We start from the raw sequence: 15,514 nt of genomic DNA, 5'->3' as shown, positions 1-15,514 counted from the left end.
GCCATGGCAGGGGAACCGGGCATTCTACGGAACCCAGTGCGATGCCCGTGCAATGCTGCGGCGCATCCAGGCCCTTCGCCGCCCTCCAGCTAGAATGCCGTCATCCTCAACGTGCAGGGTAGTACAGCAATGCAGCAATCGACTTCCACCGGCAAGCGCAGTAAGCGCTTCGCCAGTGCGGCGGAGGCCCTGCAAGGGGTGGTCGCCGATGGCCAGACGCTGGCCGTGGGCGGCTTCGGCCTGTGTGGCATTCCCGAGGCCCTGATCGCCGCGCTGCGCGACAGTGGTGCCAAAGGGCTCACTGTGATCTCCAACAATGCCGGGGTCGATGGCTTCGGCCTGGGCCAGCTGCTGGAAACCCGGCAGATCAAGAAGATGATTTCGTCCTACGTGGGCGAGAACAAGGAGTTCGAGCGCCAGTTCCTGGCCGGTGAGCTCGAGCTGGAATTCAATCCGCAGGGCACCCTGGCCGAGCGCTTGCGTGCCGGCGGTGCGGGTATTCCGGCGTTCTTCACCGCCACCGGCTATGGCACGGTGGTGGCCGAAGGCAAGGAAACCCGCGAGTTCGACGGCAAGCACTACGTGATGGAAACCGCGCTGCGCGCCGACGTGGCGCTGGTCAAGGCGTGGACGGCCGACGAGGCCGGCAACCTGGTGTTCCGCAAGACCGCGCGCAACTTCAACCCTGCCTGTGCGATGGCCGGCAAGATCTGCATCGTGGAGGTGGAGGAGGTGGTACCGGTCGGTGCCATCGATCCGGACCAGGTGCACCTGCCGGGCATCTACGTGCACCGCATCGTGCACAACGCGCATCCTGAAAAACGCATCGAACAGCGCACCATCCGCGCGGAGGGCAACTGACATGGCGTGGACCCGTGACGAGATGGCGGCACGCGCCGCCCGCGAACTGACCGATGGTGCGTACGTGAACCTGGGCATCGGCCTGCCGACACTGGTCGCCAACCACATCCCTGAAGGCGTGGACGTGTGGCTGCAGTCGGAGAACGGCCTGCTCGGTATCGGCCCGTTCCCGACCGACGCGGAAGTGGACGCCGACCTGATCAATGCCGGCAAGCAGACCGTGACCGCACGCGCCGGTGCCAGCTATTTCGGCAGCCACGACAGCTTCGCGATGATCCGCGGTGGCCACGTCAACCTGGCCATCCTCGGTGCCATGCAGGTCACCGACAAGGGCGACCTGGCCAACTGGATGGTGCCCGGCAAGATGGTCAAGGGCATGGGCGGCGCGATGGACCTGGTGGCCGGGGTGCAGCGCGTGGTGGTGCTGATGGAGCACACCGCCAAGAACGGCGAGCACAAGATCCTGGCCGAATGCACGCTGCCGCTGACCGGCGTCGGCGTGGTCGACCGCATCATCACCGACCTGGCCGTGTTCGACGTCACCGATGCTGGTCTGGTGCTGGTGGAAGCGGCGCCGGGTTTGGGCGACGATGAGCTGAAGGAGAAGACCGGCGTGGCGTTTGCGCGCAGCTGAGGCCGGAGCCTCAGCGCTTTCGGGCGTAAGCATATTCCGAGGAGGAAGCGCGCGGGGGAGCGCCTTCCACCTCGGAGGTGTCGGCCACGGTGAACCCGGCAGCGGACACTACGGCTCCAGTCGCACGCTCGATGGCATGCGCCAGCGTGCCATCGATCTGCCCCGCTTCAGTGTCGAACATGCTCGGCAGCAGATGGGCATCGAGCAGCGGGCGCAGCGCCGGCAGGCGTACCCAGAACATGCTGCCGGACGCGAACTGCCCGTCACCGGGCGCGCTGTCCAGGCCCAGCAATGCCCACAGCCGCTCCATGCGCTGCGCATTGCCGCCGATGTAGTCGGCTACCTTCAGCAGGTGGCCCGCCGGAGCCATCAGGCCGATGCTGGGATTTGCCAGCAGATGGGCCAGGTTCGCCGCAGCCTGCGCAGTGCCCAGCAGCGCATCGACCATCTCGCGCCGCCACTGGTCACCATTGTCGCGGTGGGTGGAGCGCTTGGTGTGCAGCTTCAGCACCAGCGATTCGTTCTGCTGCAGCAATCGGTCGGCGGCGTGCAGGAACGGCAGGACGTCCCGGCCGTGGTTGTCGTAGACCCAGATCTCAGCGGTCAGGCCCTCCGCATCGATGATCGACTGCACCTGTGCCTGACGCTCGCCTGTGGTGGTGATGACCAGGCGTGCCTGTAGCCCGCTGTCCTTCACCGCCTGCAACAGCTCCGGCAGCGCATCCAGGTACCACGCGTGGATGACGATGCAGGGACGCGATGGAGCGGCCTGCGAGGGGACCAGCGCGCGCCGGGTGGCCTGCAGCCAGGCATGGCCGAGACGGGCATCCGGTTCAAGAACAGCGCTTTCCGCCCATTCGTTCCAGGCGTTGATGAACACCATGCGCCGGGCCTGCGGTACATCGCGTAGCCGCTCGTGCACCGTGTCGTGCAACCAGTCGCCGTAGCCACGCGGTGAAGCGTGCAGCAGCACGCGTCCGCGCCCGGGCCGCCGCGCCTCGTTGTCCCAGCCCGGGTTGACGCCTGGATACAACGGATAGTCCGCCAGCGGTGCACGGCGCATCTGTGCCGCCAGCTCACGCCAGTCGCGCACGTCGCCTTCGTAATCTGGATTGAGCAGGAACTGCGTGGTGCTCAGCTGGCGCGGGGCGGCAATGTTCGGTGGGAATTCCACTGCGGCATCGAACCCGATATCGCGGGGATCCGGGCGTTCGAAACTCTGCACATAGGCCAGATGGATCTCGCCGATGCCGTTGTCACGGCACCAGCCACGCCAGCGTGCCGCCGTAGCCTTGGGATCGGGCAGCAACTGCGGCCGGTACAGCAACAGCACCGGTCGTCCCTCGACCTTCAACGCACGCCGGTCGCGCAGGTAATCGGCAACGTGGGCGATGAACGCCAGGTCATCCTCGGCACTGTGCTGTTGGCCGATCAGTACATCCTGATTGCGCCCATCCCAGCGCCGGGTCCAGTTCTCGTTGGCCCAGCACAGGCAGAACGGCAGTTCAATCGTGCTGTCGGCCAGCCATTGGCGCAGGGGCTGCTCCATCAGCGTGTGGCCACTGAACCAGTAGAAATAGAAGCAGAAGGCGCCGATGCCATGGTCCGCGGCCAGTTTCGCCTGCGCGCGCAGCGTCTCGCCAACACGAAGGTCGTAAAAGCCCAGGTCGCCGGGCAGGCGCGGCTGCACATGTCCCTCGAACTGCGGCAGGGCACGGCTGACGTTACGCCATTCGGTGAAGCCCTTGCCCCACCAGGCATCGTTCTCTTCGAACGGATGGAACTGGGGCAGATAGAAGGCCACCAGCGTAGCTGGCAGCGTGGCAGGCAATGGCGCGTCATCTTCGGCGGCGTAGCCGATCGCCCGTTCATCGGCGCGCTGCAGTGGACGGGTACCGTCGGCAGCGGCGCCGATGCGACCACGCGGCGGAGGGGGACTCCAGCTGCCAATGCGATCCAGGCCCCGGTTGCGCAGCCGATCACGCAGCGACGCAGGCATCGGCAGGGCACGGAACAGTGCGCGCAGGACCGAGAAGGTGAGCTGGCGGATGCCGGGCGCCGCGTGGCTCATGGATGGAACCTGGGAAAAGAGGGGCGGCGCATGATTCGGGACCAACGGTGGGACTGCAGCCATTTTCCGGTAATCGTCGCTGCAACGGCAAATCCATCAAATCCATCAGGTGCTACTGTGCCGCCATGCTGTTCCCCCACGACCTTCCCGATGCCGACGTCCGCCACCTCCCGGCCTGGCTGTCTCCCGCCGAGGCCGATGCCTTGCAGCGCGATCTGCAAGCCGGCGTGCCGTGGGAGGTGCATCGCATCCGCATGTTCGGCAGCTGGGTGGATTCGCCACGGTTGAGCTGCTGGATAGGTGATCCGCAGGCGCGCTATCGCTTCTCGGGGGCAGAATTCGTGCCGCACCCGTGGCCGCCGTCCCTGCAGGGCATGCGCGAGCGCCTGCAGGACGATGGCTTCGGCCGCTTCAACAGCGTACTGCTGAACCGCTATCGCGGCGGTGGCGATTACATGGGCTGGCACAGCGACGACGAGCCCGAACTGGGCCCGGCGCCGGTGATCGCCTCGCTGAGCCTGGGCGCGGCACGGCGTTTCCTGCTACGCCGGCGTGATGATACGGCGGAGAAGACCGAGTACCTGCTCGGCCATGGCGACCTGCTGGTAATGGCCGGGCAGACCCAGCGTTATTACCAGCACGCGTTGCCGAAGATGGCGCGCGTGCAGGGCGAGCGGATCAACCTGACGTTCCGCTGGATTGCGCCACGCTGATCGATCAGCGCGTGACGGTCGGCTGGTCGGCCTGCCCGCTCACCAGCGTCCAGCCCACCACATCCTGCGCCAGCTGCTGCAGGCCGCGCTCGAACGCGGCGGTCACCGCCGGCACGTCGGTACTGCCGACCGGCTGTGCCTGGCGGAAGGTACGGTCGGCGACCACGCGCTGGTCGGCGACGTGGATCAGCTTGGCGTTGACCTCGATCACCACGGTCGGCGTGGCCTGGCCCTGGTAGTCCGACTCGAAGCGGCGCACGTCGGTGGACAGCTTGTAGTCGGCGCGGATGCCGGCGGTGCTGCGGGCGACGCCGTGGATGCGTCCGGAATCCTCAAAGCCGCGCAGCAGGGTGTCCTCGATCATGTCGGTGGCCGGCTGGGCCCAGCTGGCGCCCTTGTAGATCTCCAGCTGCGACGGCGTCGGTCGCACGTTGATGCGCGGGCTGTCGACCATGCGTGCGGCGCTGGGCTTGGCCAGTACCAGCTGCCAGCTGGCCTGCGGCCACGCCGGATCGGCCTTCACCTGCACGGCGGGCGAGTACAGCGTCACTGCGGTTTTCTCGCTGCTGCCAAGGATGGAGCAGCCGCCCAGCAGGGTGACCAGCGAAGCGGCCAGCAGCAGGCGCGGAAGGGGCATCGGGCTCATTTGGGTTCGAACTCCTTCGGTGCGTCGCGGCCCAGCAGGTAGCGCGCGGGATTGTTCTCGAGGCGGTCGCTGACCCGGCGCAGGTCGCGGATCAGGCCGCGCAGTTCGGTCAGCGTCGGGCCCAGCTGGCCGAGGCCATCATTGGCGAAGCTGTTGATCGCGGCGCGGTTCTCGCCAAGGATCGAATCGGCGTTGCCGGCGGCCGAGTCGAGCTTGGCCAGCGTGCCGTCCAGCTTGTCGATGATGCCCGGAAGCTGCTGCACCAGATTTTTATCCAGGCGCTCGATGGTGCCGTTGGTGGTCTTCAGCGTGGTGTCCAGACTGCGGGCGGCATCGCGCGCGCTGAGCAGCAGCGCCTGCGTGCCCTGGTCACGGTCGGCCAGGCCGCCGCTGATCGTCTCCAGGTTGGCCAGCGTCGCGTTGATCGAGGCCACGTTGCGGTCGCTGAGGATCTGGTCCATGCGCTCGACGATGCGGTTGGCGACGTCGGTGATGTTCTGCAGCGCCGACGGCGTGGTCGGGATGATCGGGGCCGGGTCCTTGTTGACCGTGGTCAGCGCCGGCGACTGCGGCGTGCCGCCGCTGAGCTGGATGATCGACGGGCCGGTCAGGCTGGTGATCGCCAGCTTGGCACGGGTATCGGTCTTGACCGGGGTGGTCGAGTTCAGGCGGATGCGTGCGACCACCTGGCGCGGGTCGTCCGGCACGAGGTTCAGTTCGATGATCGAACCGACCGCGATGCCGTTGTACTGCACCGGGCTGCCCACCGACAGGCCGGTCACCGCCTCGCGGAACACCACGCGGTATTCCTGCCAGGTGCGGTCGGAGGAGTACTTGGCCGCCCACAGGCCGAAGGCCAGCAGGGCCAGGCCGGTGATCAGGGTGAACGCGCCGATCAGCACGTAGTTGGCTTTGGTTTCCATGGCTCAGGCACTCTCGATCTGTTCGCCGCGCGCGGCACGCGCACGCGGTCCGTGGAAGTATTCCTGGATCCACGGATGATCCAGTTTCTCGATGTCCGGCAGCGGCGCGTTGGCCACCACTTTGCGGTCGGCGATCACCGCCACCCGGTCGCAGATGGCGTACAGCGTGTCCAGGTCGTGGGTGATCAGGAACACGGTCAGCCCCAGCGCCTCCTGCAGGGTCTTGATCAGGCGGTCGAACGCGGCCGCACCGATCGGGTCGAGGCCTGCGGTCGGTTCATCCAGGAACAGCAGCGGCGGGTCCAGCGCCAGCGCGCGGGCCAGGCCGGCGCGCTTGCGCATGCCACCGGACAACTGCGATGGCAGCTTGTTGATCGCATCGGCGGGCAGGCCGGCCAGCTTCACCTTCAGCAGCGCCAGCTCGTAGTGCCAGCGCTCGGGCAATTCGCGGTGGTGTTCCTTCAAGGGCACCTGCACGTTCTCGCCCACGGTCAGCGATGAGAACAGGGCGCCGTCCTGGAACAGCACGCCGGTATTGCGTTCGATGTGCAGGCGGCTCTCGGCGTCGTCGGCACGCGCATCGCGGCCCAGCACTTCGATCTGGCCGGCGTCGGGCGTGCGCAGGCCCAGGATCGAGCGCATCAGCACCGACTTGCCGGTGCCCGAGCCACCCACCACGCCCAGGATCTCGCCACGGCGCACGTCCAGGTCCAGGTCTTCATGCACGGTCTGGCTGCCGAAGCGGTTGACCAGCCCGCGCACGCGGATGGCCAGGTCGTGGCCGTCGCCGTCCTGCATGGGTATTGCTTCGGGAGTCGGATGCGTGCTCATGTCACCAGTCCATGTGCATGAACCACAACGCCGCGAAGGCGTCGATGATGATCACCAGCGAGATCGTCTGCACCACGCTGGAGGTGGTGCGTTCGCCGACCGACTGCGCCGTGCCTTCCACCTTCAGCCCTTCCAGGCAGCCGATCAGGCCGATCACCAGCGCGAACACCGGCGCCTTCGACAGGCCGACCAGCATGTGCCGCACTTCCATCGTCTCGTGCATGCGCGCGATGTACATCTGCGGCGGGATGTCGAGGTCGAACGCGCCGACAGTGATGCCGCCGGCCAGGCCCGCGATCATCGCGATGAAGGTCAGCAGGGGCAGGGTGACCAGCAGCGCCAGCAGGCGTGGCAGCACCAGCAGGTCGATCGGATCCAGACCCAGCGTGCGCATCGCGTCGATTTCCTCGCGCGCCTTCATCGCGCCGATCTGCGCGGTGAACGCACTGGCGGTGCGGCCGGCCAGCACGATCGCGGTCAGCAGTACCGCGAACTCGCGCAGGAAGGCGATGTTGACCAGCTCGACCACGTAGATCTCGGCGCCGAAGTCGCGCAGGATCGTCGAGCCGAGGAAGGCGATCACCGCGCCGACCAGGTAGGACAGCAGCGCCACCAGCGGTACTGCGTCCAGCCCGACCTGCTCCATCTGGTGCACGGTGGCGGTCAGGCGGAAGCGACGGGGTTCCTTGACCAGGCGTGCTGCCTTGACCAGGTTCTCGCCGAGGAAACTGCACAGCGCCTTGATGTTGTGGCCAGTGGCATGGACGCTGACACCGAGCCGTTCCAGCGCGGCCAGCACGCCGAAATCGCGCTTGGGCCGGGGCCGGTCGTCGGCCACTTCCTCGATGGTGCAGACCAGCGCCTGGTGGTCCGGCCGGAACTGCAGTGCATCCTCGCCAAGGTCGGCGCGATGCGCTACGCGCAGTACCTGCAGCACGCCGGCCGAATCCATCTTCTCGATGCCGGTGGCGTCGATGCCGGTCAGCGTGTCGGGAACGCCGCGCAGGACTTCGGCCGCGGCCAGCGCGGTCTTCAAGGTCCAGGTGCCGGACAGGCGGATCAGGCCCGGGTCATGGGCATCCTGTTCGAGCTGGGGGGCGTGGTTCGGGGTCACTTGGGCCATTCGGGTCGCAGCATAACCGTTCTGTCTGGGGCATCGCGTCGAACCCGGATGAATTTATCCAGTGCGGCCCGGCAGTAGGTAATACTACGGCGCATGTCCGCAGACGCTCACACGATCCCCACGCCCCAGGCCACCTACGCGCAGCGCGTGGCCTTTGTTTCCGAGATCGCCGGACGCCTGCACAGCTACGGCACCACGGCCCAGCGCCTGGAAACGGCAGTGGTGGCACTGGCCCGCCAGCTCGATCTGGATTGTGAACCGTGGTCGAATCCCACCGGTATCATCCTCAGTTTCAGCGACCCGGCACAGGCGATCGGCTCCAGCGACATCACCCGCGTGATCCGTCTGGCACCCGGCGAGAACGACCTGCACAAGCTCAGCGTCGCCGACCATATCGCCGAGGAAGTGGCCAACGGGCGGATGAGCATTGCCCAGGGCCACACCGCGCTGCGCCAGCTGGACAAGGATCCGGGCCGGCGCGGCAAGCTGCGCACCATTCTTTCATTCACCCTCGGCGCGGCCGGCGTGGCCGGCATGTGGAAGCTGCCGTGGCTGGACATCGCCACCGCCGGTGTCATCGGGCTGATGATCGGCCTGCTCGGCATGGTCACCGACCGTCGCCCGGCCACCCGCGAAGCGGCCGAGGCGCTGGCGGCGCTGCTGGCCGGCATGGTCGCAACCCTGGTCGCGTCCTTTGTTGGCGCACTCAACCTCAACACGGTGATCATCGCCTCGCTGGTGGTGCTGCTGCCCGGCATGTCGCTGACCAATGCGGTCAATGAACTCGCCAGCCAGCATTGGGTCTCAGGTACCGCGCGCTTCGCCGGCGCGTTGACCACCATCATGAAGCTCAGCGTGGGCGCGATGATCGCGGTGACCCTGGCTGATGTACTCGGCCTGGACCCGGTGATCCGCGCCACGCGGCCGCAGGGGCCGTGGGTGGAGTGGGGTTCGCTGCTGACCGCGGCATTCGCCTTCGCGATGCTGTTCAAGGCCAACCGGCGCGATTACCCGTGGGTGATCGCGGCCTCGGTGGCGGGTTACGCGATCTCCAAGTTCGGCGGGCACGCCTGGGGCGCGCCGGCCGGCATCTTCCTGTCAGCGATGTTGCTGACCGCCGGTGGCAATCTGTTCGGCCGCCTCGTTGGCCGCCCAGGAGCGATCATCCGCCTGCCCGGCATCATCATGATGGTGCCCGGCAGCACCAGCCTGCGCGGCGTGCTGACCCTGGTCCAGCAGCAGGACGTTGGCGCGGGCCAAAGCGTGTTCCTCACCGTGCTCAACGTGGTGATGGCGCTGGTGGCCGGCCTGCTGTTCGGCAACCTGCTGATGCCGGCGCGCAAAACCCTGTAGGTGTGGACCGTTGGCCCGCACACCGAAGAATGAAAAACGCCGGCTTCCGCCGGCGTTTTTCATTGCATCCCGGTCCGGCCTCAGGCCTTCTTGATCAGGAAATCTTCCGGCTTCTTGTTGCCCTTGGCGGTCAGCTCGGCCATCCAGCGCGGCTGCTTGCCACGACCGGTCCAGGTTTCCTTGGGGTTGGCCGGGTTGCGGTACTTCGGGGCAACCTTGCCCAGCTTGCGGCCGGCGGTCTTGGACGGTGCCTTGGCTGCCGGGGCGGCTTTGCGCGCGCGCGGGGCCGGGGCGCCGCCGAACAGTTCTTCGATGGTGTAGCCCTCGGTCTTGGCCAGCTTGGTCAGCTGGGCCCGGACCTTGGTGATTGGCCGGCGCTTGGCGACGATGGTCTGCTGCTTCTTGGCGGTACGGATCAGGGCGCCCAGCTCGCGTGCCGACAGGCCGGTCAGGTCAATGCTCATTTACGGTTACTCCGGAAACTAAAATGTGGACGGGACGAGCCAGTCCATGGCGTCGCGGGACAGAATAAAGATGAATTAATCACAGCACAAATGCAGGCGGGTCATGGCCTGGCAGCATCCCGGCTGCATTGCGTCGATTTTGACCGGATTATGTCCGCTGCAATATTGCTCAACTGGGCGACAGGCAAAAAAAGACCGGGGCGTGCCCCGGTCTTCTCCTGATCAGCCCTGCAGTCGCTGCAGCAGGGTGGCCTTGTCCAGGCTTTCCGCTTCGCTGGCGCGGCGCGAGCGGTACTCGTAGGTACCGGCGCCCAGGCCGCGCTCGCTCACCACCACGCGGTGCGGAATGCCGATCAGTTCCATGTCGGCGAACATCGCGCCCGGGCGCAGGCCACGGTCGTCCAGCGCGGCATCGAGGCCGGCGTCGCGGAGTTCCTGCAGCAGGCTGGCAGCAGCATCGGCCACGGCGGCGTCGCCCTTCGGGTTGATCACGCACACCACCACCTGCCACGGCGCCATCGCGTCCGGCCAGATGATGCCGGCATCGTCATGGTTCTGTTCGATCGCGGCAGCCACCACGCGCGAGATACCGATGCCGTAGCAGCCCATCGCCATCACCGCCGCCTTGCCGTTCTCGTCCAGCACGGTGGCATCCAGCGCTTCGGCATATTTGCGGCCGAGCTGGAACACGTGGCCGACTTCGATGCCACGGGCGATCTTCAGTTCGCCACCGTCCAGCGCGCGGTCACCGGCACGCACGTTGCGGATGTCGGCCACTTCCGGTTCCGGAAGGTCGCGGCCCCAGTTGACCCCGGCCAGGTGGAAACCGACTTCGTTGGCGCCGACGACGAAGTCGGACATCGCGGCCACTTCGCGGTCGGCGACCACGCGGATGGCCTTGGCCGGGGCGACCGGGCCGAGGAAGCCCGGCACGCTGCCCAGGTACTCGGCGATTTCCGCCTCGCTGGCGAAGCGCTGCTCGTCCAGGCCGGCGACCTTGGCCAGCTTGATCTCGTTGACCTCATGGTCGCCGCGCACCAGCACCAGCACGAACTGCTGTGCTTCGCCTTCACCGGCGATCAGCGCCACCGACTTCACCGTGCGCTGCAGCTCGATGCCGAGCAGCGCCGCGACGTCCTCGCAGGTTTTCTGGGTAGGGGTGTCGACCTTGCGCATGGCTTCACTGGCAGCCGCGCGCGGTGCCGGATCGGCGGCGATCGCCGCTTCCATGTTCGCGGCGTAGTCCGAACCGGTGGAGAACACCAGCGCGTCCTCGCCGGAATCGGCGATGACGTGGAATTCCTGCGAGGCATCACCACCGATCGCACCGGAGTCGGCCTGCACCATGCGGAAGTCCAGGCCGAGGCGGGTGAAGATGCGGCTGTAGGCCGACTTCATGTTCTCGTATTCGCGCACCAGGCACTCATCGTGCAGGTGGAACGAATAGGCGTCCTTCATCAGGAACTCGCGCGAGCGCATCACGCCGAAGCGCGGGCGGATCTCGTCGCGGAACTTGGTCTGCACCTGGTAGAAGTTCACCGGCAGCTGCTTGTAGCTGGACAGCTCGCTGCGCGCGAAGTCGCAGGCGGCTTCTTCGGCGGTCGGGCTGTAGCAGAACACCTGGTCCTTGCGGTCCTTGATCTTCAGCAGCTGCGGGCCGAACTTCTGCCAGCGCCCGGTCTGCTCCCACAGTTCCTTCGGCTGGATGGTCGGGATCTGGAATTCCACGGCACCGGCGCGGTCCATTTCCTCGCGCACGATGCGTTCAACCTTGCGCAGCACGCGCAGGCCCAGCGGCGACCAGGTGTACAGGCCCGATGCCAGCTTGCGGATCATGCCCGCGCGCAGCATCAGCCGGTGGCTGGTGAGCTCGGCGTCGCTGGGGGTTTCCTTGGTGGTGTGCAGGTGGAACTGGGAGAGGCGCATCGTCGGCTTCGGATAACGGCAGAGACGCCTATTCTGCCAGCCCGGCCGGGGAGAGGGGTATCGGCAGGGCTGCGCCCTGCACCCGCAGTAGTGCCGGCCGCTGGCCGGCAACCTCAGAAGCAACTGTCGAAGCAACAGCGAGCTTCCCGTGGGATGGCGGGGTGGGTCCGGTTGCGGGAGACGCCGTAAACCCATCCCTGAAGTGACCCCCGGGGCTTGGCCGCGGCATCCATGCCGCGGACACTCCCGCAACCGGACCCACCCCGCCTTCGACAGTTTCCTGCGAGCTGTCGGAATGGCTCCTGGGGTCAGATCCGTTTTCCGTAGGAAAACGGATCTGACCCCGGATTCAATTCGAGATCTGACAGATTTCATCCACGCATGGCGTGGATCTACCACCGTCACCAGGAACCTGTCGGGGGTGGGGCGGTGTGGGTTGGCAGGACCGTTGGCGCCATGGATGGCGCCATCGAGCCCCCAGGGGTGAGGGCGCTTTGCTTGCGAAGCACTGCTTCGCAAGCGCCCGAACGCACAGCCGCCAGCGGCTGGGCCGGACCCCGGAAGGGGGGTTTACGGCGTGTCCTGCCAGCCCACACCGCCCCGCCAAACCAGTAGAAAACCAGAGCCGCTTTGGCATTTGACGTTGCCGTTGCTTGAAGCAGGTGCAGGGCTGCAAGCCCTGCCGATAACCCTCACTCTGCCGGGCAGTAAGCCTTGATGGCGGCCTCCGCCAATCCCTTCTGCGCGCTGCGCTGTTCCGCAGTCAACGCGGTATCGGCCTTCCCGTCGCCATTGGTGTCCTGCATCACCTGGCCGGAGCCTTCCAGCAGGGCCAGGTTGGCACGGGCGGTGCTGCACTGCTCCGGCACCGGCGCGGCCGGGGTTTCGGCGCTGGCCGCGGCCTGCGGGGTGCGGGCCTGCTCGCGGGTCTCGAACTTCTTGCCCGCCGGCGGGGTCTCCGAATACTGGGTCACGCCATGGGCGTCCTTCCATTTATAGACCGGGCCGGCCACGGCGTTGGCACTGGCCAACAGCAGCAGGCATCCAAGGCAGGACAGGGCACGCATGGCAAACTCCGCGGAATGGGCGTAGAACGCCGATTGCAGCATTGGCGCCGAGCACTGGCAAGTCGATTAAACTGGATTCCATGGACCCGATCACACCGCCGCCGCGTTCGCGCACGATTTACCTGCTGCCCAACCTGTTCACCACCGCCGGCCTGTTCGCCGGCTTCTACGCGATCATCGCCGCGGCCAACGGGGATTTCGTCAATGCCAGCATCGCCGTGTTCGTGGCGGCGGTGATGGATGGCCTGGACGGGCGCGTGGCGCGCCTGACCGGTACCAGTAGCGAGTTCGGCGTCCAGTACGACTCGCTGGCCGACCTGGTCAGCTTCGGCATGGCCCCGGCGCTGGTGATGTACCACTGGTCCCTGTCGTGGCTGAAGTTCGATGACCCGCTGCTCGGCCGCGTCGGCTGGGCCGTGGCCTTCCTGTATGCCGCCTGCGCGGCGCTGCGCCTGGCCCGCTTCAACACCCAGGTCGCGGTGGTCGACAAACGCTGGTTCGTCGGCCTGGCCAGCCCGGCCGCGGCCGGGCTGATGATGTCCTTCGTCTGGGCCTTCGCCGATGGCAACCTGGGCTGGGACGGCAACCAGCTGCGCTACGTGGCGCTGGCGGTGACGATCGTCGCGGCGCTGTTGATGGTCAGCCGTATCCGCTTCTGGAGCTTCAAGGGTGGCGGCGCCAAGGGCACCCGTTCCGACCGCGTGCCGTTCCTGGTGCTGGCCCTTGTGCCGGTCGCCATCGCCATCGCGGTGATCGACCTGCCGCGCGTGCTGTTCGCGGTCGGCATCCTGTACGCCTTGTCCGGCCCGGTGATGTGGGCCGTGCAGCGCCTGCGCAAGAAGCCCGAGGCCGCGTGAGCCAGGAACTGCCCGTGCTGTGGTCACCGGCCCAGCAGGCCTGGCTGCAGGCCATGGGCTATACCGTCTATCACGACGGCCAGTTGGCTGCGGAGCTGGATGCCGCGCTGCAGTTGAGCGTGGCCGAAGCCGAAGCCGATGCGACTGCCGCGCCAGCGGTGGAGCAGGTGCGGGCACCAATCGCACCCGCGCGCGAGCCTCCGGTTGAAGCCACACCGGGTTCCCGCCAGGAACGCCCGGCACCTACGCGTCGCGAGACCCCGGTCAGCGCACCGGACACCGCGCCCGCCGCTGCCCGCCCGCTGCCGGGTGTCAATGCCCGGCAACCGGTGGTGCGGCTGCCGGATCGCCTGCAGATCGCGTTGCTGCGTGCCTCCGGCTGCAATCCCAACGATCCGGCCACGCAGGCGCTGATGGACAGCTGGCCGCTGGATCAACTGCGCCAGGACCCGGCGGCCAAGCGCGCGCTGTGGCCGCAGCTGCGGGCCCTGCGCAAGCGGGGCGGCGCATGAGCGCGGTCAGCCAGCCCGGTCCGGTCAGCCTGCGCGCACTGCGCGAGAGCGACCTCAATGCGGTGATGGCGATTGAAGTGCGTGGGTATCCGTTCCCCTGGACCCGCGGCATCTTCGTTGATTGCCTGCGTGCCGGTTATCCCGGCTTGGCGATGGAGCGCGATGGCCAGCTGATCGGCTACGGCGTGCTCAGCATTGCCGCCGATGAGGCACATGTATTGAACATCTGCATCGATCCGCTGGCGCAGTCGCGTGGGCTGGGTCGTCAACTGCTGCGCGCACTGGTGCAGCTGGCGGGCAACCGGGGTGCGCACCGCGTGTTCCTGGAAGTGCGTCCGTCCAATACACCTGCGCTGGCCCTGTACCACAGCGAAGGTTTCAACGAGATCGGCCGCCGTCCACGTTACTACCCGGCCGCACAGGGCCGCGAAGACGCGGTGGTGATGGCGATCGAACTGGTCGACGGCGACCTGCAGACGATGCCGCCGCTGTAACGGAGAAGGGTTGCCGGCCAGCGGCCGGCACTACCGGTGGATCTCCGCTGTCATCGACACGTCACCTGCCGTGGTAGGTGCCAACCTTGGTTGGCACGCTTTTCTCACGCCAGCCGCAGTGCCAACACACCGCCGACGATCAGCGCCGCTGCCAGCCAGCGCGCACGCGGGATCCGCTCGCGCAGCAGGAACACCGAGATCAACAGCGCGAACAGGATCGATGATTCACGCAGCGCTGAGACCATCGCGACGGGGACCTGGGTCATCGCCCACAAGGCCATCGCATAGGACGCCGTGGTGCCGACACCACCGGCGAGGCCCAGGGGCCAGTGCTGGCGCGCATAGGCCAACACCGCGCCGCGCCGGGTGTACAGCGCCCACAGGGGCAGTGGAATGCCCGACAGCAGGAACAGCCACAGCGTGTAACTGAGCGCGCTGCCGGACTGTCGCGCGCCCTGCGCATCGACCAGGGTGTAGGTGGCGATCATTGCCGCGGTCAGCAGTGGCAGGCGCAGTTGCCCGCCACGTGCGCCCAGTGCCATGCACAGGATGCCGGTGCTCACCAGCACCACGCCCAGCCACGCGGCAGGTGGCAGTTGCTCGCCCAGCAGGGTGCCGGCCAGCGCAACCAGGATCGGCGCGCTGCCACGCATCAGCGGATAGGCCAGGCTCATGTCGACCTGCTGGTAGCAGCGTGCTACCAGGCCGTAGTAGGTCACCTGCAGCAGCACGGATGCAGCCAGCCAGGGCCAGCTGTGCGCGGCCGGGAACGGTAGGAAGGGCAGGGCGGCCGCCGACAGCAGCGCGGCGCTGCCGGTGACCAGCACGGTGCCGAGGAACTTGTCCGGCCCGCGTTTGACGATTGCATTCCAGCTGGCGTGCAGGGCCGCAGCCGCGAGGACCAGCAGGAAGATGGAAAGAGGCATCGGGCGATGATGCCATGCCGGGGAAATGTTCCGGGTCTGGTGGGTGCCAACCTTGGTTGGCACATCGCTCAGTGCGGACCAAGGTCTGCACCCACCAGAGCGAGGCAGGGTAG

General features: G+C 67.1%; 16 protein-coding genes. 7 read left to right on the top strand and 9 right to left on the bottom strand.

Features of this window, described 5'->3' with window-relative positions; all coding sequences use genetic code 11:
* The first annotated feature begins 129 nt into the window (after window positions 1-129).
* Window positions 130-861 carry a CoA transferase subunit A gene (locus AC5P9N_RS06770; RefSeq protein ID WP_099484609.1) on the top strand — a complete coding sequence of 244 codons (732 nt, stop codon included), beginning with the start codon at window positions 130-132 and terminating at the stop codon, window positions 859-861.
* A gap of 1 nt (window position 862) precedes the next feature.
* On the top strand, window positions 863-1,495 hold the full coding sequence (locus AC5P9N_RS06765) for a CoA transferase subunit B (RefSeq protein WP_099484610.1): 633 nt from the start codon (window positions 863-865) through the stop codon (window positions 1,493-1,495).
* A 10-nt stretch (window positions 1,496-1,505) separates the two neighbouring features.
* On the opposite strand, the gene AC5P9N_RS06760 is transcribed toward AC5P9N_RS06765, so the two are convergent.
* Window positions 1,506-3,566, bottom strand: a complete 2,061-nt coding sequence (locus AC5P9N_RS06760; protein ID WP_099484611.1) for a glycoside hydrolase family 99-like domain-containing protein — start codon at window positions 3,564-3,566, stop codon at window positions 1,506-1,508.
* A gap of 125 nt (window positions 3,567-3,691) precedes the next feature.
* Here AC5P9N_RS06760 and AC5P9N_RS06755 point away from each other — a divergent pair, with 125 nt between their 5' ends.
* Entirely contained in the window at window positions 3,692-4,279 is a 588-nt protein-coding gene (locus tag AC5P9N_RS06755) for an alpha-ketoglutarate-dependent dioxygenase AlkB family protein (RefSeq protein ID WP_099484612.1), read from the top strand.
* 4 nt (window positions 4,280-4,283) lie between these two features.
* Here the strand turns inward: AC5P9N_RS06755 and AC5P9N_RS06750 are convergent, their stop codons facing one another.
* Genes AC5P9N_RS06750 through AC5P9N_RS06735 form a run of 4 tightly spaced genes read right to left on the bottom strand, consistent with a single transcriptional unit; the run spans window position 4,284 to window position 7,802 of the window.
* Entirely contained in the window at window positions 4,284-4,925 is a 642-nt protein-coding gene (locus AC5P9N_RS06750; protein ID WP_005407999.1) for an ABC-type transport auxiliary lipoprotein family protein, read from the bottom strand.
* Entirely contained in the window at window positions 4,922-5,848 is a 927-nt protein-coding gene (locus tag AC5P9N_RS06745; RefSeq protein WP_033835489.1) for an MlaD family protein, read from the bottom strand. The genes AC5P9N_RS06750 and AC5P9N_RS06745 overlap by 4 nt, the downstream gene beginning before the upstream one ends.
* Window positions 5,849-5,851: 3 nt before the next feature.
* Entirely contained in the window at window positions 5,852-6,679 is an 828-nt protein-coding gene (locus AC5P9N_RS06740; protein ID WP_049450006.1) for an ABC transporter ATP-binding protein, read from the bottom strand.
* A gap of 1 nt (window position 6,680) precedes the next feature.
* A complete protein-coding gene (locus tag AC5P9N_RS06735) occupies window positions 6,681-7,802 on the bottom strand; it encodes an ABC transporter permease (RefSeq protein ID WP_005408002.1) in 1,122 nt (373 codons plus the stop codon).
* 93 nt (window positions 7,803-7,895) lie between these two features.
* Here AC5P9N_RS06735 and AC5P9N_RS06730 point away from each other — a divergent pair, with 93 nt between their 5' ends.
* A complete protein-coding gene (locus AC5P9N_RS06730; RefSeq protein WP_005408003.1) occupies window positions 7,896-9,155 on the top strand; it encodes a threonine/serine exporter family protein in 1,260 nt (419 codons plus the stop codon).
* Window positions 9,156-9,235: 80 nt separating this feature from the next.
* Here the strand turns inward: AC5P9N_RS06730 and AC5P9N_RS06725 are convergent, their stop codons facing one another.
* The 3 genes from AC5P9N_RS06725 to AC5P9N_RS06715 all read right to left on the bottom strand — a co-directional run bounded on the left by AC5P9N_RS06725 (window position 9,236) and on the right by AC5P9N_RS06715 (window position 12,612).
* Window positions 9,236-9,619, bottom strand: coding sequence for an H-NS histone family protein (locus tag AC5P9N_RS06725; protein WP_005408004.1), 384 nt, complete (start codon window positions 9,617-9,619; stop codon window positions 9,236-9,238).
* Window positions 9,620-9,841: 222 nt separating this feature from the next.
* Window positions 9,842-11,545, bottom strand: a complete 1,704-nt coding sequence (locus tag AC5P9N_RS06720) for a proline--tRNA ligase (RefSeq protein ID WP_012479095.1) — start codon at window positions 11,543-11,545, stop codon at window positions 9,842-9,844.
* 692 nt (window positions 11,546-12,237) lie between these two features.
* Window positions 12,238-12,612 carry a DUF4124 domain-containing protein gene (locus AC5P9N_RS06715; RefSeq protein ID WP_005408006.1) on the bottom strand — a complete coding sequence of 125 codons (375 nt, stop codon included), beginning with the start codon at window positions 12,610-12,612 and terminating at the stop codon, window positions 12,238-12,240.
* An 80-nt stretch (window positions 12,613-12,692) separates the two neighbouring features.
* Between AC5P9N_RS06715 and pssA the strand changes: the two genes are divergently transcribed.
* Genes pssA through rimI form a run of 3 tightly spaced genes read left to right on the top strand, consistent with a single transcriptional unit; the run spans window position 12,693 to window position 14,475 of the window.
* The gene (gene pssA, locus AC5P9N_RS06710) at window positions 12,693-13,469 is read left to right on the top strand and encodes a CDP-diacylglycerol--serine O-phosphatidyltransferase (RefSeq protein WP_005408007.1); all 777 of its coding nucleotides are present in this window, start codon (window positions 12,693-12,695) and stop codon (window positions 13,467-13,469) included.
* Window positions 13,466-13,981, top strand: a complete 516-nt coding sequence (locus tag AC5P9N_RS06705) for a hypothetical protein (protein WP_099474664.1) — start codon at window positions 13,466-13,468, stop codon at window positions 13,979-13,981. Before pssA ends, AC5P9N_RS06705 begins: the two co-directional genes overlap by 4 nt.
* Window positions 13,978-14,475, top strand: a complete 498-nt coding sequence (gene rimI / locus AC5P9N_RS06700) for a ribosomal protein S18-alanine N-acetyltransferase (protein ID WP_099474662.1) — start codon at window positions 13,978-13,980, stop codon at window positions 14,473-14,475. Before AC5P9N_RS06705 ends, rimI begins: the two co-directional genes overlap by 4 nt.
* A 104-nt stretch (window positions 14,476-14,579) precedes the next feature.
* Here the strand turns inward: rimI and AC5P9N_RS06695 are convergent, their stop codons facing one another.
* Window positions 14,580-15,401: an EamA family transporter gene (locus AC5P9N_RS06695; RefSeq protein WP_099474660.1), complete on the bottom strand. Its 822-nt coding sequence runs from the start codon at window positions 15,399-15,401 to the stop codon at window positions 14,580-14,582.
* Window positions 15,402-15,514 lie beyond the last annotated feature (113 nt).

It is taken from the genome of Stenotrophomonas sp. YJH_SMC_6, assembly GCF_059371335.1.
The sequence above is the reverse complement of the archived record's forward strand: the minus strand, read 5'-3'. Positions and strand labels throughout refer to the sequence as shown.